Origin of the sequence: Microbacterium sp. CCNWLW134 (genome assembly GCF_037083565.1) — a bacterium.
Taxonomy (GTDB): Bacteria; Actinomycetota; Actinomycetes; order Actinomycetales; family Microbacteriaceae; genus Microbacterium.
In genome coordinates this window covers 930544-952038 of sequence record NZ_JBAOJU010000001.1, presented here as the reverse complement: position 1 = coordinate 952038, position 21495 = coordinate 930544, and the positions used below count along the sequence as shown (strand labels likewise).

At 70.0% G+C, this 21495-nt stretch carries 23 protein-coding genes; 6 read left to right on the top strand and 17 right to left on the bottom strand.

Going from position 1 to position 21495, the window contains the following annotated elements:
- Positions 1-85: 85 nt before the first annotated feature.
- The 3 genes from V6S02_RS04440 to V6S02_RS04430 are packed head-to-tail and all read left to right on the top strand — an operon-like array spanning position 86 to position 1781.
- A complete protein-coding gene (locus tag V6S02_RS04440) occupies positions 86-787 on the top strand; it encodes a lysoplasmalogenase (RefSeq protein ID WP_336399995.1) in 702 nt (233 codons plus the stop codon).
- Positions 784-1152 carry an RNA-binding S4 domain-containing protein gene (locus tag V6S02_RS04435; protein ID WP_124292976.1) on the top strand — a complete coding sequence of 123 codons (369 nt, stop codon included), beginning with the start codon at positions 784-786 and terminating at the stop codon, positions 1150-1152. The genes V6S02_RS04440 and V6S02_RS04435 overlap by 4 nt, the downstream gene beginning before the upstream one ends.
- Positions 1153-1193: 41 nt before the next feature.
- On the top strand, positions 1194-1781 hold the full coding sequence (locus V6S02_RS04430) for a GNAT family N-acetyltransferase (protein WP_336399994.1): 588 nt from the start codon (positions 1194-1196) through the stop codon (positions 1779-1781).
- On the opposite strand, the gene V6S02_RS04425 is transcribed toward V6S02_RS04430, so the two are convergent.
- The 15 genes from V6S02_RS04425 to V6S02_RS04355 all read right to left on the bottom strand — a co-directional run bounded on the left by V6S02_RS04425 (position 1782) and on the right by V6S02_RS04355 (position 16163).
- Positions 1782-2696, bottom strand: coding sequence for an NUDIX domain-containing protein (locus tag V6S02_RS04425; RefSeq protein WP_336399993.1), 915 nt, complete (start codon positions 2694-2696; stop codon positions 1782-1784).
- A gap of 64 nt (positions 2697-2760) precedes the next feature.
- The gene (gene der / locus V6S02_RS04420) at positions 2761-4314 is read right to left on the bottom strand and encodes a ribosome biogenesis GTPase Der (protein WP_336399992.1); all 1554 of its coding nucleotides are present in this window, start codon (positions 4312-4314) and stop codon (positions 2761-2763) included.
- Positions 4304-4993, bottom strand: coding sequence for a (d)CMP kinase (gene cmk, locus V6S02_RS04415; RefSeq protein WP_124292972.1), 690 nt, complete (start codon positions 4991-4993; stop codon positions 4304-4306). The genes der and cmk overlap by 11 nt, the downstream gene beginning before the upstream one ends.
- Entirely contained in the window at positions 4986-6119 is a 1134-nt protein-coding gene (locus V6S02_RS04410; protein ID WP_336399991.1) for a prephenate dehydrogenase, read from the bottom strand. Before V6S02_RS04410 ends, cmk begins: the two co-directional genes overlap by 8 nt.
- Complete coding sequence (locus tag V6S02_RS04405) at positions 6116-6880, bottom strand: pseudouridine synthase (protein WP_336399990.1); 765 nt, start codon at positions 6878-6880, stop codon at positions 6116-6118. The genes V6S02_RS04410 and V6S02_RS04405 overlap by 4 nt, the downstream gene beginning before the upstream one ends.
- Complete coding sequence (scpB, locus tag V6S02_RS04400; RefSeq protein ID WP_336399989.1) at positions 6877-7485, bottom strand: SMC-Scp complex subunit ScpB; 609 nt, start codon at positions 7483-7485, stop codon at positions 6877-6879. The genes V6S02_RS04405 and scpB overlap by 4 nt, the downstream gene beginning before the upstream one ends.
- Positions 7475-8320 (bottom strand): segregation and condensation protein A, encoded by an 846-nt coding sequence (locus tag V6S02_RS04395; protein ID WP_442927893.1) that lies wholly within the window; start codon positions 8318-8320, stop codon positions 7475-7477. Before V6S02_RS04395 ends, scpB begins: the two co-directional genes overlap by 11 nt.
- Positions 8304-9209, bottom strand: a complete 906-nt coding sequence (locus V6S02_RS04390; RefSeq protein ID WP_124292968.1) for a ParA family protein — start codon at positions 9207-9209, stop codon at positions 8304-8306. The genes V6S02_RS04395 and V6S02_RS04390 overlap by 17 nt, the downstream gene beginning before the upstream one ends.
- 57 nt (positions 9210-9266) lie before the next feature.
- The gene (gene xerD / locus V6S02_RS04385; RefSeq protein WP_124292967.1) at positions 9267-10190 is read right to left on the bottom strand and encodes a site-specific tyrosine recombinase XerD; all 924 of its coding nucleotides are present in this window, start codon (positions 10188-10190) and stop codon (positions 9267-9269) included.
- 34 nt (positions 10191-10224) lie between these two features.
- Positions 10225-10821, bottom strand: a complete 597-nt coding sequence (locus V6S02_RS04380; protein ID WP_336399988.1) for an NUDIX hydrolase — start codon at positions 10819-10821, stop codon at positions 10225-10227.
- A complete protein-coding gene (locus V6S02_RS04375; protein WP_336400775.1) occupies positions 10814-12502 on the bottom strand; it encodes a CTP synthase in 1689 nt (562 codons plus the stop codon). The genes V6S02_RS04380 and V6S02_RS04375 overlap by 8 nt, the downstream gene beginning before the upstream one ends.
- The gene (gene recN / locus V6S02_RS04370) at positions 12489-14228 is read right to left on the bottom strand and encodes a DNA repair protein RecN (RefSeq protein WP_336399987.1); all 1740 of its coding nucleotides are present in this window, start codon (positions 14226-14228) and stop codon (positions 12489-12491) included. The genes V6S02_RS04375 and recN overlap by 14 nt, the downstream gene beginning before the upstream one ends.
- Entirely contained in the window at positions 14225-15193 is a 969-nt protein-coding gene (locus V6S02_RS04365) for an NAD kinase (RefSeq protein WP_336399986.1), read from the bottom strand. Before V6S02_RS04365 ends, recN begins: the two co-directional genes overlap by 4 nt.
- On the bottom strand, positions 15190-15990 hold the full coding sequence (locus V6S02_RS04360; protein ID WP_336399985.1) for a TlyA family RNA methyltransferase: 801 nt from the start codon (positions 15988-15990) through the stop codon (positions 15190-15192). The genes V6S02_RS04365 and V6S02_RS04360 overlap by 4 nt, the downstream gene beginning before the upstream one ends.
- Complete coding sequence (locus V6S02_RS04355) at positions 15987-16163, bottom strand: hypothetical protein (protein WP_164478169.1); 177 nt, start codon at positions 16161-16163, stop codon at positions 15987-15989. Before V6S02_RS04355 ends, V6S02_RS04360 begins: the two co-directional genes overlap by 4 nt.
- A 148-nt stretch (positions 16164-16311) precedes the next feature.
- Here V6S02_RS04355 and V6S02_RS04350 point away from each other — a divergent pair, with 148 nt between their 5' ends.
- The 3 genes from V6S02_RS04350 to V6S02_RS04340 all read left to right on the top strand — a co-directional run bounded on the left by V6S02_RS04350 (position 16312) and on the right by V6S02_RS04340 (position 19327).
- Complete coding sequence (locus V6S02_RS04350; RefSeq protein ID WP_336399984.1) at positions 16312-17865, top strand: LuxR C-terminal-related transcriptional regulator; 1554 nt, start codon at positions 16312-16314, stop codon at positions 17863-17865.
- A 220-nt stretch (positions 17866-18085) separates the two neighbouring features.
- Positions 18086-19129 (top strand): glycosyltransferase, encoded by a 1044-nt coding sequence (locus V6S02_RS04345; protein ID WP_336399983.1) that lies wholly within the window; start codon positions 18086-18088, stop codon positions 19127-19129.
- An 18-nt stretch (positions 19130-19147) separates the two neighbouring features.
- Positions 19148-19327: a hypothetical protein gene (locus tag V6S02_RS04340; RefSeq protein WP_124292960.1), complete on the top strand. Its 180-nt coding sequence runs from the start codon at positions 19148-19150 to the stop codon at positions 19325-19327.
- A gap of 40 nt (positions 19328-19367) precedes the next feature.
- Here V6S02_RS04340 and V6S02_RS04335 read toward each other — a convergent pair whose 3' ends face one another.
- Positions 19368-20405 (bottom strand): HAD-IIA family hydrolase, encoded by a 1038-nt coding sequence (locus tag V6S02_RS04335; protein WP_336399982.1) that lies wholly within the window; start codon positions 20403-20405, stop codon positions 19368-19370.
- Entirely contained in the window at positions 20405-21079 is a 675-nt protein-coding gene (locus V6S02_RS04330) for a hypothetical protein (protein WP_240638427.1), read from the bottom strand. Before V6S02_RS04330 ends, V6S02_RS04335 begins: the two co-directional genes overlap by 1 nt.
- Between the last annotated feature and the right edge of the window lie 416 nt (positions 21080-21495).

The window sequence follows — 21495 nt, the reverse complement described above, 5'->3', positions numbered from 1 at the left end:
AAACGCGGACAACTCCCCCATCCTACCGGCTCGTCGGAGCGCTCGCGAACGCGCGTGAGCACGGTGCGGCCGGTACTCTCCCTCCATGGCCTCGACGCGGACTTCCCCGCCCCCGACGACCCTCGGCCACCTCCTCGTCCCGTTCACTCCGTATGCGCTGGTCGCGGCCGTCCACGTCATCTCCTTGACAGCCGGCGCGTCGGCGGTCGCCGCGCCGACCAAGCTTCTCCTCATGCCCCTTCTGGCCGTCGGCGTCGCCTGGGCTCTCCGGGGTGCGCTCGCCCGAACCCCCGTCATCCTGCTCCTCACCGCGCTCGGTCTCTCGTGGCTCGGAGACGGCGCGGGCACGTTCTTCCCGTTCGCGCCGACCGTCCCGATGATGCTCCTCTGCTTCGGCCTGGCGCACGTGGCCTACATCGTGCTGTTCTGGCGCTTTCTCTCGCGGAATTCGGTGCCACCGTGGGCCGTCGTGTACGCCCTCTGGTGGGGAGTCCTCCTCGCGACGCTCTGGCCGCACCTCGGCGCGCTGCTGCTCCCGGTGGCGGTCTATGGTCTCGTGCTCGGCGGCACCGCGATCGCCGCCTCCCGCGCGGGGGCGATGATCGCCGTGGGCGGGGCGCTCTTCCTCGCGTCCGACTCGATTCTCGCCTTCGACCTGTTCTGGCCCGGTGCGCCGACGGCCGTCACCGGCCCGCTGGTCATGCTCACGTACACGATCGGGCAGGGTCTCATCGCGCTCGGCGTGGTGCGATCCCTCACCTCCGGCGCCGGCGGAGGCCGACGATGACCGAGGGCTCCACGCGCGTCGATGCCTGGCTGTGGGCGATCCGCGTCTACAAGACGCGTTCCGCTGCGACGACGGCGTGCCGTGCGGGGCATGTCCGCGTCAACGGGGAGCGGGCCAAGGCCGCGGTGCAGGTCAAACCCGGCGACGAGCTGCGTGTGCGCATCCAGGGGTTCGATCGGATTCTCGTGGTGCGCCAGACGATCTCCAAGCGCGTCGGCGCCGCGGTCGCCGCCTCCGCCTTCGAAGATCGCACACCGCCTCCGCCGCCGCGGGAGCTCGCCGGATCCGTACCCGTGCGCGACCGTGGCGCCGGGCGGCCGACCAAGCGCGAACGACGCGACCTCGATCGGCTGCGCGGACGCTGACCACTGATGCGGGTGTCCACGGCTGCCGCTACCGTCGCCCCATGAGCGTCGAGATCCTGCCCGCCACCTCCGACCGCCACGACGATGCGGTGCACGCCATCGCGCACGGCGACGGGCCGAGCTGCCAGTGTCAGTGGTGGATGGTCCGTCCCTCCGATTTCGCCGCGCTGACCCAGCAGGACAAAGAGCGGATGCTGCGCGCCGACCTGTCGGCCACGGTGGCGCCGGGTCTCATCTCCTATCGCGACGGCGAGGCGGCCGGCTGGGTCAGAGTCGGCCCTCGCCCCGCCCAGACGCGCATCGCACGCACCCGGGCGATCGTCGCCCATTCCCGCGAGCCCCTCGATGACTCCTCCGTCTGGGCGGTCACCTGCTTCGCGATCCGACGCGAGCATCGCGGCGAGGGCCTCATGCGGGATCTCCTCGATGCCGCTGTGGCCCACGCGCGCGCACACGGCGCGCGGGTGATCGAGGGCTATCCCCTCGATCCGAAGGTGAAGAGGCGCGGCGCCAACGATCTGTATCACGGCAACGTCTCGGTCTTCGAGGGTGCGGGGTTCGAGGTGATCGCCCGCCCCCGACCCGACACGGCGATCGTCGCGCTCACCGTTCGCGATACGACCGGCTGACTACGCGCCCACGCCATCCGGCAGACGGTCGAGCAGCCATCGTGCACCGTGGGTCGTCGCACCGAGCGCACCCACGCGCGCAGCGAGCTGGCGATCACTCGTGATGACCGTCACCGCTTCTCCTCGAGCCACCGCCGTCGCCGCCGTCGTGACGATCTCGTCGTCCCCCACCGCAGGAGCGAGGACGACCTCCAGACCCTCCGGCACCTCGGCGCGCCGCGCCTCGCCCTCCACCACGCCGACGATGCGCGGGAACCACAGGTCGCCCCGGAGCCCGAGGGCCTGCGCGTCGACGCCGGTGTCGGCGAGATCGCGCAGGCGGCGGAGCATCCGATCCGCCGCGCCCGCCCGATCGCGCCACCACCCGTCGGCGAGCGCACCCACGACGTTGGCCACGTCGACGATCACGGTGGGGTGTATCCGCAGGCTCTCCCGCAACGACGGCCAGGCCGCTCCGAAGCCGGGATGCAGCGGATAGTCCTCGACCTCATCCACCCCGACCCATCCGAGCTCCAGGCTCTCCGGATCGGCGATCACGGGCTCGAAGGGCACCACCACCTCGGCGACGACGGTCGTATAGGTCCAGATCTCCACGTCGAGCACGCTGACGAAACGGGGGCGGACGGCCCCGGCAGGGACACCGGCTTCCTCCCGCGCTTCGCGCAGCGCAGCATCGGTGGCTCCCTCCCCCTGGTGCCTCGCTCCCCCGGGCAGTCCCCACGTGCCGCCGAAATGACTCCATCCGACGCGATGTTGCAGGAGCACGCCACGCTTCGGATCGACCGCGAGCAGCCCGGCGGCGCCGAAACGACCCCAGTACCGCTCACCGGACTCCGCCACGACCCACGCGTCACCCGGATCGCGCGGCCCGCTCGGGCGACGCGGCTCACCAGGGGCCGGGGGTTCGATGGTCACGCATTCAGCCTGTCACAGCGCTGGAGCCCCGGGCCTCGGCCGCGTCATCGGATGTCACGGCGCATCAGCGCTGGCGGCGCTCCCGCACACGCATGTTGAGGACGATCGGCGTGCCCTCGAAGCCGTACAGCTCCCGGAGGCGGCGCTGGATGAAGCGGCGATACCCGGGATCGAGGAACCCGGTGGTGAACAGGACGAAGGTCGGCGGACGCGTCGACGCCTGCGTGCCGAACAGGATGCGAGGCTGCTTGCCCCCGCGAAGCGGATGCGGGTGCTCGGCGACGAGCTCGGAGAGGAACGCGTTGAACTTTCCGGTGGAGATGCGCTGGTCCCACGACGCCAGCGCCGTCTCCAGCGCCGGGACGAGCTTGTCCAGATGCCGGCCGGTGCGCGCGGAGATGTTCACGCGCGGCGCCCAGGCGACGTGGGCGAGGTCCTGCTCGATCTCGCGCTCGAGGTAGCGGCGACGATCGGCGTTCTCGAGATCGGCATCGTTGAGCCGATCCCACTTGTTGAACGCGAGCACGAGCGCCCGTCCGGATTCGAGCACGAGGTCGATGATGCGGACGTCCTGCTCGCTGAGCGACTCCGAGACGTCGAGCACGACGACGGCGACCTCGGCCTTCTCCAGCGCCGCCGACGTGCGCAGCGACGCATAGAAGTCCGCGCCCTGCTGAAGGTGCACGCGGCGGCGGATGCCGGCCGTGTCGACGAACCGCCAGAGCTTTCCGCCGAGTTCGACGACCTCGTCGACGGGGTCACGGGTGGTGCCCGCGAGCTCGTTGACGACGACACGCTCCTCGCCGGCGGCCTTGTTCAGCAGCGACGACTTGCCGACGTTCGGTCGACCGAGGATCGCCACGCGACGCGGGCCGCCGATCTCCTGCTTGGCGACCGCCGAGACCTCCGGCAGCACCTTCATCATCTCGTCGAGCAGGTCCGCCACGCCGCGGCCGTGGATGGCCGAGACGGGGTGCGGCTCACCCAGACCGAGATTCCACAGGGCCGCAGCCTCGGGTTCCTGCCGGGCGTCATCGATCTTGTTGGCGACGAGGAAGACGGGCTTCCCGCTCTTGCGCAGCAGCTTCACGACGTGCTCATCCGTCGAGGTCGCCCCCACCATCGCGTCGACGACGAACATCACGACGTCGCAGAGGTCGATGGCGATCTCCGCCTGAGCGGCGACGGACGCATCGATGCCGCGGGCGTCGGGTTCCCATCCACCGGTGTCGACGATCGAGAAGCGTCGGTCCATCCATTCCGCCTTGTAGGTCACCCGGTCGCGGGTCACCCCCGGCGTGTCCTCGACGACGGCCTCGCGGCGTCCGAGGATGCGGTTCACGAGCGCGGACTTGCCGACGTTCGGTCGCCCGACGATGGCCACGACCGGCAGGGCCGGGAGGTATTCCACCCCATCGCCCTCGTCGAGAAGACCGGCCAGAAGCGCCGCATCCTCGTCCTCGAGGTCGTAGTCCGACAGGCTCGCCCGGAGCGTGGCTGCGCGCTGCTCGGCGAGGTCGTCGTCGAGGTCGGCGAGGGTCTCGGCGAGGTGATCTTCACCCCCGGCGTACTCCTCGTCGTCGGAAGGGGCGTCGGTGGGACGCGGGTCATCGGACATCGGGAACTCCCGTCTCCACGAGCGAGTGCACGACGCCGAGGACGGCGTCGACGGTCTGTGCGAAATCGAGGTCGGTCGAATCGACCACCGTCACCCCGGGGGCGGCGGTGAGGAAGTCGACGACCGCGCTGTCGGAGGTGTCGCGCCGCTCCAGCGCCGCCGCGACGGCCGCGGTGTCGTCGGTGTGCAGCTCGGCTGACCGGCGTGCGGCGCGCACCGCGGGCGCGGCGGTGAGAAGGATGCGGACCCGGGCGTCAGGCGCGACGACCGTGGTGATGTCGCGGCCTTCGACGACCACCCCCGGTCTGCCGGACCCGGCGATGAGGGCGCGGAAGAGCGAATTGACGGACCGTCGGACCGGTGCCACCCGCGCGACGCCACTCACGGCGTCTGTGACGCGCTGCTCACGGATGGCGGCGGTGACATCGACCGCGCCGACACGGACCCAGTAGTCCTCCGGGTCGAGGGAGATGTCGTAGTCGAAGTCGCCGGCGAGCTCGAGCACCGCGGTGGCGTCGGACGTGTCGGCCCCATGCTCGAGCGCATGCCAGGCGAGCGCCCGATAGGCGGCGCCGGTGTCGAGGTAGCCGAAGCCGAGGCGGCGTGCCACCTCCTTCGACACGCTGGATTTCCCGCTTCCCGCGGGGCCGTCGATGGCGACGACGAGGGGATCAGTCATGGGTGGTGCTCGCAATCTTCCAGCCGCGGGACTCCAGCCCCGCGATCGCAGGGCGGACGGCGCTGGGCACGACGCTGATCTCGGCGAGGCCGAACAGCGCGCCCGGCGAATGCTCCAGCCGCAGGTCTTCGACGTTCACGTGCAGTTCCCCGAGGTCGCCGAAAAGTCGGCCGAGCTGTCCCGGTCGGTCATCGACCATGACGACGACGGTCTCGAACCGGCGGTTCTGGCCGTGCTTGCCGGGCAGACGCTCGACTCCCTCGTTGCCACGACGGATCGTGTCGGCGATCGAGCGGCGAGCGCCGGGCGCTTCGGGGGCGCGGAGGGCGCCGGCGACGTCGGCGAGGTCGGCGGCGACAGCGTCGAGGACGGATGCCACGGGCGCGGCGTTCGCGCCGAGGATCTGCACCCACAGCTCCGGGGCGGAGGCTGCGATGCGCGTGGTGTCGCGGACACCCTGACCGGCGAGGCGCAGGAACCCGTCGGGGGCGTCGACGAAGCGCGCGGCCAGGAGGCTCGCCACCAGCTGCGGCACGTGCGACATGAGCGCGACGGCGGCGTCGTGTTCCTCGGGCGTCATCTCCAGCGGTGTGGCACCCAGATCGAGCGCGAGGGCCTCGACGACGGCGAGGTCGCGGGAGGGGGTCTCTTCGTCCCGACAGACCACCCAGGGCCGGCCCACGAAGATGTCGGCGCGAGCGGCGATCGCGCCCCCGCGTTCTCGTCCGGCAAGCGGGTGCGACCCGATGTAGTGGGTCAGATCCACGCCGCGCTCTCGAAGGGTGCGAAGAGGTTGCAGCTTGACGCTCGCGACATCCGTCACGACCGCCCGCGGGTGGCGACGCAGTTCCCGCTCGATGACGTCGGCGGTGACATCGGGCGGTACGGCCACCACGATGAGAACCGGATCGTCATCGTCACGGGTCGCACGCCCCGCGCCGTAGTCGATCGCGAGGCGCAGCTGCGAGGGTGAGGTGTCATCGAGGGCGACGTCGACGCCGAGCGCGCTCAGCGCGTGCCCGATGCTCGCCCCGAGCAGGCCCGAGCCGACGATGCGAACCGTCCCCTGAACCCGCGGCGCGAGCGGTGGGGCCGGGCGCGCGGCAGAGCTGTTCTCGAGGGTCACGGGTTCTCCTGGCGCGACAGGGTCAGAAGCGCACCGCGTTCCACTGTAGTCAACTCCCGCGCCTGTCCCACGGCGAGGGTTCCCAGGTGCAGGGGCCCGAACTGCCGCCGGACCAGCTCGACGACCGGATGCCCCACCTCGGCCATCATGCGCCGGACGATGCGGTTGCGCCCCGAGTGCAGGGTGAGCTCGACGAGGGATTCGTCTTCTGAGGGAGAGGATGACAGCAGGCGCGCCTTGTCCGCGGCGATGGGGCCATCGTCCAGCTCGACGCCGCGGGTCAGTCGGGCGATCGTCTGCGCGGTGACGCGCCCGGCGACCTTGGCGACGTAGACCTTCGTCACTCCGAACGACGGATGCGCCAGAACGTGGGCGAGCGCGCCGTCGTTCGTCAGCACGAGCAGTCCGCTGGTGTCGGCGTCGAGTCGGCCGACGTTGTACAACCGCTCCGGCCATACCGCGGTGAAGGTCCGCAGGTCGGGCCTCCCCCGGTCGTCCTTCAGAGAGCTCACCACCCCGCGCGGCTTGTTGAGCATCACATATCGCTTCGACTGATCCAGCTGCACCGCGACACCGTCGACGTCGATGAGATCGGTGTCGGGGTCGACGCGCGAGCCGAGTTCGGTCACCGCCTGCCCATTGATCCGCACCCGCCCGTCGACGATCATCTGCTCGGCGACCCGCCGCGAAGCGACGCCGGCGTTCGCCAGCGCCTTCTGCAGGCGCACGCCCTCGGTTCCCGGTTCGGTGGTCTCGCTCATCGGATGTCCTCGAAACCGTCCGCGCCGTCATCGAGCAGCGGGGAGATCGGCGGCAGGTCGTCGAGGGTGTTGATGCCCAGGTTCACCAGCAGCGCGTCGGTCGTCTCGTAGTGGATCGCCCCGGTGTCGGGGTCGGTGAAGGCCTCGGTGATGAGGCCGCGGGCCAGAAGGGTGCGGACGACCGAGTCGACGTTGACGGCACGGATCGCCGCGACCTGGCCCCGGGTGACGGGCTGCTTGTAGGCGATGACCGCCAGGGTCTCAAGGGCCGCCTGCGACAGTCGTGCCGGCGCCTGGCCGCCGACGAATTCGCTCACCAGGTCATCGTGCTCGGCACGGACGTACAGGCGCCACCCGCCGCCGACCTCGCGGAGCTCGAAGCCTCGGCGGGGACCGCCTGTCTCGCCGTCGTAGTCGGCGACGAGCGCCTCGATGGCCTGGCGGACGGCGGCGACAGGTGCACCGACCGCCGTCGCGAGGCTCACCAGGCTCTGCGGCTCCTCCACCACCAGCAGGATGGCCTCCAATCGCCGTGCCACGGACGCCGGCGTCGGCGTCGACTCAGCCGGCGGGAGTGGATCGGTCAGGGTCTGCTCATCGGTCATAGTCGGCTCCCAAGCTGGCGAGACTCTCGTCGCTCCAGCGATCAGCGGTCCAGCGCAGGGTCAATTCGCCGAGCGGCTCGAGCTGCTCGAACGACAGGGCGGCGTGACGGAACAGCTCGAGGACGGAGAGGAACCGCGCGACGACCACGCCGGGCTGATCGACGCCCGCGATCAGCTCGCGGAACGACAGCGATCCTGCGCCGCGAAGGGCCGCCACCACGACGGCAGCCTGCTCGCGGATGCTGACCAGTGGCGCGTGCAGATGATCCAGGCGCACGTGGGGGATCTCCTTCGGAGTCAGCGCGAGGAGGGCGAGCGCGGCGAAGTCGGCGGCGCTCAGAGTCCAGACGAGTTCGGGGGTCGAGGCGCGGTGGCGTTCGTCCAGTCGCACGGCCCGGGCGTGACGGTGATCCTCGGCGTGCAGGCGCTCGGCGAACCAGCTCGACACCTGTTTGAACGCGCGGTACTGCAGCAGTCGGGCGAACAGGAGGTCACGGGCCTCCAGCAGCGCCACCGACTCGGCGTCGACGAGCTCCCCCTGCGGGAGAAGTCCCGCGACCTTCATGTCCAGGAGGGTCGCGGCGACGACGAGGAACTCCGAGGCCTCCTCGAGTTCTTCATCGGGGTCCAGCCGCCGCAGGTAGGCGATGAATTCATCGGTGACCGCGCTGAGCGAGACCTCGGTGATGTCGAGCTCGCGCTGGGAGATGAGGGTCAGCAGGAGATCGAAGGGGCCGTCGAAGACGCTGAGCGAGACGCGGAACCCGTCCCCGTGTCCGTCGGGCGCGTCTGACGCCGCCGGCAGCCCGTCGGGGGTGTCAGGCGACGGCGCCACGCGCGACCAGCTCCCGCGCGAGCCGCAGATAGGCCTGCGCCGCGGCGTGCTCGGGCGCGAACTCGGTGATGGGCATTCCCGAGACGGAGGCGTCCGGGAACTTCACGGTGCGTCCGATGACCGTCTCCAGCACCTCGTCGCCGAATGCGTCGACGACGCGCTCGAGCACCTCGCGGGAGTGGAGGGTGCGGGAGTCGTACATCGTGGCGAGCACACCGTCGAGCGTGATCGTCGGATTCAGCCGATCACGCACCTTGTCGATGGTTTCGATGAGGAGGGCGACACCGCGAAGGGCGAAGAACTCGCACTCGAGAGGGATGAGCACGCCGTGGCTCGCCGTGAGCGCATTGACCGTCAGGAGTCCGAGGGACGGCTGGCAGTCCACGAGGATGACGTCGTAATCGGCCGACACCTTGCGCAGCACGCGGGCCAGCGTCGTCTCGCGCGCGACCTCGTTGACGAGGTGGACCTCGGCGGCCGAGAGGTCGATGTTGGCGGGGAGGACATCGAGGTTCTCGACCCGGGTGGTCACGATGACCTCGGCGGGATCGCGCTTGGTGTCCAGGAGCAGGTCGTAGATCGTCGGGATCTCGTGGGTCTGGATGCCGAGACCGGCCGACAGCGCGCCCTGGGGGTCGAAGTCCACAGCCAGGACGCGACGACCGTACCCGGCCAGCGCCGCGGCGAGGTTGATGGTCGTGGTGGTCTTCCCCACCCCGCCCTTCTGGTTGCACAGCGAGATGATGCGCGCCGGCCCGTGGCCGTCGAGCTTGGGAGGGGTCGGGAATCCGCGATAGGGCCGACCGGTGGGACCGATCGGGACGTCGCTGACAGCGGCCTTCTTCGCGCTCCGCGTGCTACCGGCCACGACTCTCCTGACTTCCGACATGTCTGATCGATTCTAACGACGCGCGCCCCCAGGCCCGGGAGGCTCACCCATCACGGCTCACCGGGCGCGCGGATGACTGGTCGCGTAAACGTCGCGCAGGGCGTCGACGCTCACGTGGGTGTAGATCTGCGTCGTCGTGACCGACGCGTGTCCCAGGAGCTCCTGCACCACACGCACATCGGCGCCCCCCTGCAGCAGGTGCGTGGCGAAGGAGTGCCGGAGAGTGTGGGGCGAGACGTGAGCGGTGAGTTTCGCCCGCTCCGCCGCCTGTTGGATCACCAGCCACGCGCTCTGACGCGACAGCGGCGCGCCGCGCGCGCCGAGGAAGAGCCGCGGAGTCGCCCGACCGCGTCGCGAGAGCTCGGGGCGGGCACGGGTGAGGTACGCACCGAGCGCCGCCTGAGCGTACGATCCCACCGGCACGATCCGCTCCTTGGCGCCCTTGCCTCGTAGGCGGAGCACCGCGGGGTGTGCCACGTCGTCGAGATCGAGCTGGACGGCCTCCGAGACCCGCGCTCCGGTGGCGTAGAGCAGTTCGAGCAGCGCGCGGTCTCTGAGGCCCACCTCATCACCCGGCTGCGCGGCGCCGGGCGCCGGCCCCGCGGCATCCAGCAGCTGCTCCACCTGCGCGACGGTGAGTGCCTTGGGCAACCGCTGCGGAGCTTTCGGGGGGCGAAGCGTGCCGGCGGGGTCGGCGTCCTGGACTCCCTCCTGCACGAGGAAGCGGTGCAGACCCCGAACCGAGGACTGCAGACGCGCGAGACTGGATGCCGCCGGCGGTGGGACTTCGCGTGCGCGCTCGGCCACGAACTCCTCGAGCAGCTGGGGAGTGACCTCGCTGAGATCAGGGATGCCACGCCGTCCGAGCCACTCCCGGTAGACGCCGAGATCGCGGCGGTACGCCGAAACGGTGTGGTCGGAAAGCCCCCGCTCGACGGTGATATGGCGAAGGTAGGCGTTCACCGCCCGTTCCGGCGTCATCGGATCGGCCAGCCTGCGGGGCTCATGGTGCCGTTCAGCCTGCCGCGCGCTCGCGCCGGAGGACCTCCGCGGCGGCGAGCGCGCCGGTCGCCAGGATGCCGTTGCGGAACCTCCCGGCGATGACGGCGTCGACGACGTCGGCGAGCGCGATCCACTCCACGCGGATGTCGGCCTCCTCCTCACCACGGGCGTGCACCTCGGCGGCGGCGGAGAGACCGCGGGCGAGGAAGAGGTGCACGAGCTCGTCGTTCCCGCCGGGGGTGGTGAAGATGCTCACCAGCGGATCCCACCGCTCGGCGACGAGGTCGACCTCCTCGGCGAGCTCCCGCTTCGCGGTCTCCAGCGGCGGCTCTCCCTCGACGTCGAGGAGTCCCGCCGGAATCTCCCAGTCGCGATGACGGATGGGATGGCGGTACTGCTGGATGACGATGATGCGGTCCTCGACGTCGAGAGCGACCACGGCGGCCGCGCCCGGGTGCGCGACGTACTCGCGGACGAGTTCGTCGCCTGCGTAGCGGACGACGTCGCGCTGGACGTTCCACACCCGGCCGGTGTAGACGCGCTCTGCGGAGGCGACCTGGGGCGTGACGGGTTCGTCGCCGAGGCGCTCCGAGGTCGCGGGCTCAGCCATTGTCGACGTCGAACAGTTCGCTGGCGCGGTGACGGTCGAGGGCGGCGCCGATGAGACCCCGGAAGAGCGGATGCGGCTCTGTGGGCCGGGAGCGCAGCTCGGGATGGGCCTGCGTGGCGATGTAGTACGGGTGGACCTCGCGAGGCAGCTCGACGTATTCGACGAGGTTGCGGTCGGGTGAGAGCCCCGAGAACACCAGACCCGCCTCGGCGAGCTGCTCGCGGTAGGCGTTGTTGACCTCGTAGCGATGACGGTGCCGCTCGAGCACGCGGTCGGACTGGTAGACCTCGGCGGCCACGGAGCCCTCGGCCAGCTGCGCGGGATAGAGCCCCAGGCGCATGGTTCCGCCGAGATCGCCGCGATCGAGGATGTCGACCTGCTCGGCCATCGTCGCGATCACCGGGTAGGGCGTCTCGGGGTCGAACTCGCTCGAGGAGGCATCATCGAGACCGGCGATGTTGCGCGCGTACTCGATCACCATGCACTGCAGACCGAGGCAGAGTCCGAGCGTCGGGATGCCCTGTTCGCGGGCGAACCGCAGCGCGCCGAGCTTTCCCTCGATCCCCCGGATGCCGAATCCGCCGGGAACGATGATCCCGTCGAGATCGCCGAGCGCTCTGGCCGCGCCCTCGGGCGTCTGGCAGTCGTCGGAGGGGATCCATCGGATGGTCACATGCGTCTCGTGCGCGAAGCCGCCGGCCTTCAGCGCCTCGGTGACGCTGAGGTAGGCGTCGGGAAGGTCGATGTACTTTCCGACCAGGCCGATCGTCACCTCGTGCTTGGGGTTGTGCACCGCCTGCAGCACCTTGTCCCACCGGGACCAGTCCACGTCGGCTGCGGTCTCCAGGCCCAGGGCTCGGACGATGTAGGCGTCCAGCCCCTGCTCGTGCAGCATGGTGGGGATGTCGTAGATGCTCGGCACATCGACGGCGTTGACGACCGCGTCCTCGTCGACGTCGCACATCAGAGCGATCTTGCGCTTGTTGCCCTCGGTGACGGGGCGGTCGCTTCGAAGGACGAGCGCGTCGGGCTGGATGCCGATGGAGCGGAGTGCGGCCACCGAGTGCTGCGTGGGTTTGGTCTTCTGCTCGCCCGAGGCGCCCATGAAGGGCACCAGCGACACGTGCACGAAGAAGACGTTGCCTCGCCCCAGCTCGTGTCGGATCTGCCGAGCGGATTCGATGAACGGCTGCGACTCGATGTCGCCGACGGTTCCGCCGATCTCGGTGATGATGACATCGGGCCGGGGCTCTTCGCTTGCCTGCAGGCGCATCCGGCGCTTGATCTCGTCGGTGATGTGCGGGATCACCTGAACGGTGTCGCCGAGGTACTCCCCCCGGCGCTCACGAGCGATGACCTGGGAGTAGATCTGCCCGGTCGTGACGTTGGCCGCCTGGCTGAGATCGATGTCGAGGAAACGCTCGTAGTGCCCGATATCCAGATCGGTCTCGGCACCGTCATCGGTCACGAACACCTCGCCGTGCTGGAAGGGGTTCATCGTGCCCGGATCGACGTTCAGATACGGGTCGAGCTTCTGCATCACAACACGCAGACCTCGGGCGGTGAGGAGATTGCCCAGACTTGCGGCGGTCAGCCCCTTGCCCAATGAAGAGACGACACCGCCCGTCACGAAAATGTGTCTGGTGGTGTCGTCGTTCGGTCCCGCCTCAGGAGTCTGCATCACGGGCTTCGATCCTATCAGCCGGTTGTGGTGACGCTGCGGTCGCAGCGCCGAGTTCGAGGAGTTCTCTGGCGTGGGTCAGCGCCGCATCGGAGTCGGGCATGCCCGAGAGCAGGCGCGCCATCTCGGCTTCCCGGTCTGTACCCGACAGCCGCCGCACGCTCGAGGCGGTGACCGAACCGTCGCTGGCCTTCTCCACCGTCAGATGGTTGCCCGCGAAAGCCGCCACCTGGGCGAGATGGGTGACCGCGATCACCTGCGCCGATCGGGCGAGCACCGCAAGGCGACGGCCGACTTCGATGGCGGCGGCGCCGCCGATGCCCGCGTCGACCTCGTCGAAGACGAAGGTGGGCACGGGATCCGCTCCTGCGATGACCACTTCGATCGCGAGCATCACCCGGCTGAGCTCGCCACCCGAGGCGCCGCGCGCCACCGGCCGGGGCTCCGCCCCGGGGTGGGCGGCCAGGAGGAAGGTCACCTCGTCTCGGCCGGACGCGCTCCCCGAGGTCTCGGCGACGTCGACCCGCACGAGCGCGTCGGGCATCGCCAGGGCGCGGACCTCTGCCGTCACCGCCTGCCCCAGCCGCTCTGCGGCATCCCTCCGGGCGGCCGACAGCGCCGCGGCTGCGGCGTCGAGCTCAGCAGCCGCCTCATCGCGGTCCGCAGACAGGCGCGCGACCCGGTCGCCGTCGTCGTCGAGCTCCATGAGCCGCGCGGATCCCGACGCGAGGAACGCGATCGCCGCGTCGAGGGTGCCGTGTCGACGCGCGAGCGCTCCGAGGACCGCGCGGCGCTCCTCCACCTGCTCGAGCTCACGCGGCCCGGACTCGTCGAGATCGGCGAGGTAGGCCGAGAGGGCCGTGGCGGCATCGACGATGCGGTACCCGATGTCGGCCAGCTCATCGGCGTGGGCGCGCAGCGCCGGATCATCCACCCGCTCCAGCGCCTGCCGGGCCTCGGCGACCAGCGTCGCCGCATCGGGCACGTCGAGATCGCTCGAGAGGGCGTCATGGGCAGCGGCGGCAGCCAGCCGCAGCTCCTCGGCGTTGGCCAGGCGCTCCGCACGCACCGCGAGTTCGACGTCCTCCCCCTGCTGCGGATCGGCCTGCTCGATCTCGGCGACGGCAGCCCTCAGGTCGTCGGCTTCCCTGGCGCGGGTCTCGCGCGCCTCGAGGAGGACACGGAGCTCGTCATCGAGCTGGCGGTGTCGGTGGAAGACCTCCCGGTAGACCGCGAGGGCGGAGCGCACCGGCTCCCCGCCGAAGCGGTCGAGGGCATCCCGCTGGGCCGCGGTCGAGCGGAGGCGCAGCTGGTCGGACTGACCGTGCACGACGACGAGATGGTCGGCGACGTCGGCGAGCACCCCGGCGGGGGCCGACCGACCGCCGACACTCGCGCGGCTTCGACCCTCGCTGGTGACGGTCCGGCCGAGGAAGAGCTCGGCCCGATCGTCGTCCAGAGGTTCGACCTCTCCCCCGGCCTCCTCGACGCGGGCGGCGACCGGGCCGCGCGCGGGTACTGTCCAGACCCCGTCGACCGCGGCCTGACCGCTTCCCGCGCGAACCACCGACGAATCGGCGCGCTGACCGAGCAGCAGACCGAGCCCGGTCACCACCATCGTCTTCCCGGCTCCCGTCTCACCGGTGATCGCCGTGAATCCGGGACCCAGAGGCAGGGTGGCCTCAGCGATGACGCCGAGACCGCGCAGACGCATCTCCTCGATCATGACGGTCGCTCGCGGCCCGACGCGGTGCTCGGGCCCCGCCAGCCCTCGACCGGCAGACGGAATTTGCGCACCAGCCGGTCGGTGAAGGCCGCTGGATGCAGGCGAGCCAGCCGGACCGGATGCGTGGCGCGACGCACCACGACACGGGCACCCGGGGGCAGGTCGTGGGAGCGGCGTCCGTCGCACCACAGAATGCCGGTGTCGTCGGTGCGATCGAGCACCTCGATCGCCACGGCGTGCTCGGGTCCGACCACAAGAGGCCGCGCGAACAGAGCGTGCGCCGAGAGCGGCACCACCGAGATGGCCTGCACGGTCGGCCAGATGATCGGGCCGCCGGCGGAGAAGTTGTACGCCGTCGACCCGGTCGGAGTCGACACGACGACCCCGTCGCATCCGAAACTCGACAGCGGTCGCCCGTCGACTTCGATCACGACCTCGAGCATCCGCTGGCGGCTCGCCTTTTCCACGGTCGCCTCGTTCAACGCCCATGTGTCGTACACCACGGCACCCGAGGCATCCTTCACCCGAACCGACAGGGTCAAGCGCTCCTCGACCTCGTAGTCGCGCGCGATGACCATGCGCACGGCGTCGTCCATGTCATCCGGCTCGATCTCAGCGAGGAAGCCGACGTGGCCCATGTTGATCCCGAGGACAGGTGCGCGGCCGTCGCGGACGAGTTCGGCCGCGCGGAGGATCGTGCCGTCGCCGCCGAGGACGATCGCCAGCTCGATGTCGTCGATCGCGACGTCGTCGCCGAGCCGGCCGATGCGGGCGCGCGATGCCTCCGGTTCCTCGGCGCGGAACAGGCGCTCGGTCAGCAGGCGCATCTCGGCCGTGTCGTCGGCGGGAAGGACGGGACGGGCTCCGGCGGCGTTCAGCGCCGTGATCACACGGGTCGCCGCGTCGATCGTCGCAGGCCGATGCGCGTGCGCGACGACGAGGATGTTGCGCTCCGGCTCGGTCATCGCTCCCCTGCCACGTCGTTCACGGTCCCGAGCCATTCTGTCGGGTTTTGCCCCGCCCCCGGTCGGAGGTGGATGAGGAACTCCCTGTTGCCACGCGCACCGAGGAGGGGCGAGGCGATGACACCCTCCGTCCCGAAACCGCTGTCCCACGCGCTCCACAGCACACCGGCGACCGCGTCGGCACGCGCGGAGGGGTCTGTCACCAGCCCCTCCCTCACCCCGGTCCTCCCGACCTCGAACTGCGGCTTCACCAGCAGCACGACATCGGCCGATGCCGCCGCGACACGGGCGATGGCCGGGAGGATATGGCGCAGCGAGATGAAGGAGAGGTCCCCGACGACGATCGCCGGGCCGGTCGTGTCCGCCGACCACGACCGCCAGTCCTCAGGGGCCATCTCGCGTGCATTGAAGCCCTCCACGACGACGACTGCGGCGTCGGCACGGATGCGCCCATCGAGCTGACCGTGACCCACATCGACGGCGACCACCGTGCGGGCGCCTCGCTCGCGAAGCACCTGCGTGAAGCCGCCCGTGGATGCTCCGAGATCGAGCGCGACGCGTCCCCGGGGATCGACGTCGAAGGCATCGAGGGCCGCGACGAGCTTGACCGCACCGCGGCTGACGTAGTGATCGGCCGCGGCGACGTCGATGACCGCGTCGTCGGCGACGCGGTGGGAGGCCTTCCGGATCTCGATGCCGCCGACCCGCACCGCTCCGGCGGAGATCAGCGAGGCGGCATGCGTGCGAGAACGCGCCAGACCCCGGGCAGCCAGGGCCGCGTCGAGACGATCGGTCATCGGTGCGCCGGGTCGCCGGCGCCGAGGGTCTGGTCCAGGCGCCGGGCGAGATCATCGTGGATCGCGGTGAAGGCGTCGGCACGCTCGGCCAACGGCTGCGATTCGATGATCTCCAGCGCCGACAGCAACTCCGACGGTGCCGGGCCGTCGGCTTCCTGGGAGCCGCCTGTCATTCTCACAGAATACTTCGAATCCGATCCCGCACCCGCTCCGAACATTTAAAGTCAGAGGACTCTACGGCCGATGGCGTCGATCCGAACAGCGGGAGTGGGCACCCGTGTCGGCGATGTCGGCAGTGGATGACTGGAAGGAACCCGAACCTTGACGGTCTACGATCCGTCGTCGCCCATGCCCGGGGCGATGAATCCCACCGAGGCAGACGAGGGCTGGAATCTGGCCCTGAGCAGGGGGGACGCCGCGCTGCGCGCGTGGGTGCTGTCCCATCCCACGGATCTCTGGTCCGAGGACATAGGTCTCCTGCTTGCCATGGCCGCGACCTATCGATGGGAAGGAGCCGCCGGCGCGTGGCGGGCGTTGCCCTACCTCGAGAAGGCCGAGATCCTGATCGAGGCCAGGCCTGAGACGAGCGGCCGGCTGCGCGCGTCAGCTGCGATTCTGCGCTGCCTCGTGCAGCGCTCCCGCGGCGACCTGTTCGCAGCTCTCCACTCCGCCGACGCCGCCCTCGAGATCCTCTCCTCGTCGCACAGCGATATTCGCGATCGGCTCGACCTGCGGTCGGCCGCCCTGCTCAAACGGGGCACGATCCGCGTCCTGATGGGAGATCTGTTCCGCGCGCGCGGCGACCTCGAGCGCGGTCTGCGGGACGCGGACGCCACCCTGACTCCGCACAAGCGCATCGAAGCTCTCGGCTTCCTCGCGATCGTCGAGGTCTTCACGGGAAGCGTCACCGAGGCGGACAGGGTCATGCGCACAGCTCGACCCCTCGCCGACCGTATGCCCGGCGGGCTGTGGACAGCACCGCTGGAGATCGCCGAGATGCTCATCGCCGCCGAGCGCGACGAGCTCAGACACCACGCGCCTGCGCTCCGTCGTCTGATGAGCGAAGTGGACGGATCGGAATTCGAGTTCCTGGCGCGGCACCTGCAGGTACTCCTGGCGGAGGAGTGCGATGACCTCGAGGGCCGTTTCGAGGCGATCCGCCGGATGCGAGTGATCGAACGCGAGAGCACAGGGGCGGGCCTCCTCGGCGTCATCCGCATGGGAGATCGCGCGCAGGCGCTCATGCACGCCGGCGACCTCGCGCGGGCTGCCGTCGTGCTGCGTGACGAATCCGATCCCGCACACCTGGTGTGCGGCGCAGCCCTGCGGGCTCGCGCAGCGCTCGCGATCGGCGAACCGCACAGGGCGGTGGACGAGATCCGGAACTGCTTCCTCGACGAGGATCACCCGATCCGGTCCCTGACCTACGCCGCGGCGATCGATGCACAGGCGCGCGTGCTTCTCGGCGATCTCCGCTCCGCGGACGCCGCCTTCCGATTCCTCCTTCGCGAGTGCGCCAGGAGCGGAGCCCTCCGCGCCTTCCGGAAGGTGCCCGGCAGGGTTCTCTCCCTTCTCATCGAACGAGCGACGCGCGGCGATCTCGACACGGCGGAGCGAGCACTGCTCGAGGTCTTGGCGTCGACCGTCGATGCTGCGGGCGACATCGCCGATGAAGCCATCGCGCTCAGCCCCCGAGAACGGATGGTCCTCGCGCGGCTCGCTGCCGGAGAATCACCGCGCACGATCGCACAGTCGCTTCACGTCTCCCTCAACACCGTCAAGACGCAGCTGCGAAGCGTGTATCGGAAGCTGGGAGCCTCCACGCGTGACGGCGCGCTCGAACGCGCGCGGAGTCTCGGTGTTCTGACCACCTGACGCGCACCGACAGAAACGACGAGGACCGACGGGGCTCATCCCGTCGGTCCTCTTCGTGTGTCCGCTCGCGACGGAGGGCCGTCGGGTTCACCCTCGATTCACCCCTCGAGCACACGTCGTTGTCACCCGTTTGACCCGAAAACAACCTCGAATCAGGCCTTTTCCGCCTCATTCTCACTCCATCGTTCACGTTCCACTGTGACGGACGAGAGGAGTGGTCATGCTTGTTGCGGTCATCCCGGCCCACAACGAGGCGGCGGGGATCGGCGCTGCCATCCAGGGGCTGCGACAGCAGAGCACGCCCCCCGATCACATCGTGGTGGTCCCCGACAACTGCACCGACGACACCGCTGCCGTTGCGGCGGACCTCGGTGTCGACGTATGGCCGACGACGGGCAACACCGCGAAGAAGGCGGGCGCCCTCAACCAGGTGCTCGCCGTGATGCTGAACGAGTTGGACGATGACGACCTCGTCCTGGTTCAAGACGCCGACTCCGCCCTGGACGCAGCGTTCATCATCACGGCGCTGCGCGCACTCGCCTCCCCCCGGATCGGCGCCGTCGGGGGCGTCTTCCGCGGATCGGGGGGAGGCGGGTTCGTCGGTCACCTGCAACGCAACGAATACGCCCGTTACGGGCGCGATGTGCGGCGCCTGGATGGCAGATGTCTCGTCGTCACGGGAACCGCAGCGGTGATGCGAGCCGCCGTCCTCCGCGAGATCAGCCGCGCCCGCGAGAGGGGCGCTCTTCCTTCCGGAGATGGCCACGGCGGCGTGTACGACACGACCGTCCTCACCGAGGACAACGAACTGACTTTCGCCATCAAGCATCTCGGCTACGAGGTGCTCAGTCCCGCCGGCTGCACGCTCGTGACGGAGGTGATGCCCAGTTGGACGGAGCTCTGGCGTCAGCGTTTGCGATGGAAGCGCGGGGCGGTGGAGAACTGCGTGCAGTACGGGCTGACGCGGGTGACGTGGCCCTATTGGGGACGGCAGCTCCTGACGATGGTCGGCTGCGTGGTGACGTACCTGTATCTCGCGACCATCGTGGTCGCCGTGGTCACGGGCCAGTGGGGCCTGCAGCCTTTCTGGCTGTGCGTCACCGCGATCTTCGTGGTCGAACGCATCGTCACGCTGCGCGACCGCGGCTGGCGCTACATGCTGCCTGCGGCACTCATGTACGAACTGCTGCTGGATGTGTTCCTGCAGCTTGTTCACACCAAGGCCTACTTCGACGCGTTGACCCGACGTCAACGCGCGTGGTGAGAGGGAAAGGAGACGTCCATGTACAACGACGCCGTTTCGTCGATGGGAGCCGGCGCGGGAGCGGGAGCGCTCGCTGCCACCGGATTCGATTCGCTGTGGCTCGGCCTCGCCGCTTTCGCTTTGATCGCGGCCGGTATGGCGGTGATGCGGATCGTCCCGCGTCGTCGTCGTGCCCTGGCGCACACGCCGCCGGAATGAGTGAGAGGGGGCGGATGGCTGATCCGCCCCCTCTCGACCCTCACGGCCGGTGAAACGGGTCGGCGTAGAGCCGCTCGGGCACACGGAATCCGAAGATCGCGCGCCCCGTGTTCCAGATCGCCGTCGCGCCGGCACGAAGCAGGTCGATCGGCCGGTCGCCGTCGCTGTCGATGAGCACGTCGCCGCCGTCGATCCGCACACGCGCCCGACCCACCGTGACGGTGTCGCCCGACACGCGGACGGCAGGGTAAGGCTCGTGCAGCTCCCGCAGATCGCCGAGAAGATACGTGGGCCGCGATCCGGGCGGTGCGGCGAGCACCTGCTTGGGTCGGTCTATGCCGGTCAAGACGAGAGCAGAATCGATGCCGGCCCGCCCAGCACCGAGAATGTCGGTGTCGAGCCGGTCACCGATGAACAGAGGATGGTGCGCACCGAACCGCGACACCGCCTCCTCGAAGATCGGCGTCTCCGGCTTCCCGGCGACCGTCGCCAGTCGGCCGACTGCCGTGTGCACAGCGGATACGAGCGTGCCGTTGCCGGGCGCGACACCGCGCGCCTGCGGGATCGTCCAGTCGGTGTTCGTGGCGATCCACGGGATCCCGCCGTCCTCCTCGGGAACCTTCAGGGCGTACGCCGCTTCGGCCAGCTGCAGCCACCCGACCTCCGGCGCGAACCCCTGCACGACTGCCGCAGGTTCATCGGCCGCGCTGCGGGTCACAACGAAGCCGGCCTTCTCGACCTCCCGTGTCAATCCCTCGCCGCCCACGACGAGAATCCTCGAACCGGCTTCGACGCGTGCCGCAAGAAGCCGCATGGCTGCCTGCGGGCTCGTCACCACTTCCTCCGCCGCAGTGGGGAGCCCGAGTGACGTGAGGTGCTCCGCGACCGCGGTGTCCGGGCGCGAGGCGTTGTTCGTGATGTAGGCGAGGCGCCGACCGTCACGGGCCCGCGTGAGCGAGGTCACTGCATACGGCAAGGCTCCGGCACCCGCGTAGACGACACCGTCGAGATCCGCGAGGAGCACGTCCACGCCGTCGAGCGGCGTGGGCCCCGCGCCCCGTCTCCCGAACAGTGCCATCAGCCGCGCTCGCCTGCATCGTCGCCGGCGGTGACATCGACCTCGAGGTCGGCGACGGCAGACGGCGAAACGGGGTCGACATCGACCATCTCCTCGATCACCTCGGCGATCTCGACGGTCTCCCACTGGTCGTCACCGTTCGCGCCGGCGATGACATCGGCGGCCACGTCGGCGCGCGCACGCCACGACGCCGCCTCCTCGTGACGGCCGAGCTCTTCGAGCACGGTCGCTCGCGCGGCGAAGAGGTCGGGGCTCCAAGGGAACGCGCGATCCGGGTCGAGTTCGGGAATGTCCAACTCCTGTAGCGCCCGCTCGGTCTCGCCGAGATCCAGCCGTGCACCAGACATCGCGATCGCCAGGTGCACTCGCACATCCGTCGGAAGGACCGTGCGGTCGACCGCCCTGCCGACCTCCAGAGCGCGGTCCGGGCGACCGACCCCCCGCTCGCTGTCCACCATGAGGGCGATCTGATCGTCACGCCCGGAGATTCGTCGATAGGTGCGCAACTCCCGCAGCGCCAGAGCGAAATCCCCGACGGCGTATGCGGTGATCGCCGCGGTCTCGCGCACCACGGCGACACGACCGGCACGACGCGTGGCGGCGAGAGCATGTTCGTGCGCTCGCGTCGGATCCTCGTCGATGAGCAGAGCAGCCATGGCGAGGTGCCGCGCCACCGCCTCGGCATTCTCTTTGCTCAGGGTCTTCAGCTGATTGCGCGCGGCGGCGTCGAGCGACCGGGGCGTGATCTCCTCGGGAAGCTCCGGCTCGGCAATCCGCTCGGACTGCGGCCGGCGGGAACGACGTTCCTCGTGACGGGGGTGATCGTCTCGGCGAGGTCTGGCGCCTCGATCTCCGTCACGTCGAGGTCCACCGCTGCGCTCGCCCTCACGACGAGGCGCGCTCCGACGATCGCCGTCGCGTCCGATGTCGCGGTCCCGGCGGTCAGCGCCGCTTCGCGCAGGCTTGCCGCGATCGGACGACGGCGTTCGGTCCGTGGAGGACCGCCGAGGTCGGTCGGGACGGCTCTCCCGGCCCGCAGCGTCCTTTCCCCGACTGTCGCGGGACGGACGATCCCTCCGATCATCCGATC

Coding starts and splice junctions, on each gene's coding strand:
- V6S02_RS04440 (WP_336399995.1), top strand. CDS start 86: ATGGCCTCGACGCGGACTTCCCCGCCCCCGACGACCCTCGGCCACCTC.
- V6S02_RS04435 (WP_124292976.1), top strand. CDS start 784: ATGACCGAGGGCTCCACGCGCGTCGATGCCTGGCTGTGGGCGATCCGC.
- V6S02_RS04430 (WP_336399994.1), top strand. CDS start 1,194: ATGAGCGTCGAGATCCTGCCCGCCACCTCCGACCGCCACGACGATGCG.
- der (WP_336399992.1), bottom strand. CDS start 4,314: ATGTCCGATGACCCGCGTCCCACCGACGCCCCTTCCGACGACGAGGAG.
- cmk (WP_124292972.1), bottom strand. CDS start 4,993: ATGACTGATCCCCTCGTCGTCGCCATCGACGGCCCCGCGGGAAGCGGG.
- V6S02_RS04405 (WP_336399990.1), bottom strand. CDS start 6,880: ATGAGCGAGACCACCGAACCGGGAACCGAGGGCGTGCGCCTGCAGAAG.
- scpB (WP_336399989.1), bottom strand. CDS start 7,485: ATGACCGATGAGCAGACCCTGACCGATCCACTCCCGCCGGCTGAGTCG.
- V6S02_RS04390 (WP_124292968.1), bottom strand. CDS start 9,209: ATGTCGGAAGTCAGGAGAGTCGTGGCCGGTAGCACGCGGAGCGCGAAG.
- xerD (WP_124292967.1), bottom strand. CDS start 10,190: ATGACGCCGGAACGGGCGGTGAACGCCTACCTTCGCCATATCACCGTC.
- V6S02_RS04380 (WP_336399988.1), bottom strand. CDS start 10,821: ATGGCTGAGCCCGCGACCTCGGAGCGCCTCGGCGACGAACCCGTCACG.
- V6S02_RS04375 (WP_336400775.1), bottom strand. CDS start 12,502: ATGCAGACTCCTGAGGCGGGACCGAACGACGACACCACCAGACACATT.
- recN (WP_336399987.1), bottom strand. CDS start 14,228: ATGATCGAGGAGATGCGTCTGCGCGGTCTCGGCGTCATCGCTGAGGCC.
- V6S02_RS04365 (WP_336399986.1), bottom strand. CDS start 15,193: ATGACCGAGCCGGAGCGCAACATCCTCGTCGTCGCGCACGCGCATCGG.
- V6S02_RS04360 (WP_336399985.1), bottom strand. CDS start 15,990: ATGACCGATCGTCTCGACGCGGCCCTGGCTGCCCGGGGTCTGGCGCGT.
- V6S02_RS04355 (WP_164478169.1), bottom strand. CDS start 16,163: ATGACAGGCGGCTCCCAGGAAGCCGACGGCCCGGCACCGTCGGAGTTG.
- V6S02_RS04345 (WP_336399983.1), top strand. CDS start 18,086: ATGCTTGTTGCGGTCATCCCGGCCCACAACGAGGCGGCGGGGATCGGC.
- V6S02_RS04340 (WP_124292960.1), top strand. CDS start 19,148: ATGTACAACGACGCCGTTTCGTCGATGGGAGCCGGCGCGGGAGCGGGA.
- V6S02_RS04335 (WP_336399982.1), bottom strand. CDS start 20,405: ATGGCACTGTTCGGGAGACGGGGCGCGGGGCCCACGCCGCTCGACGGC.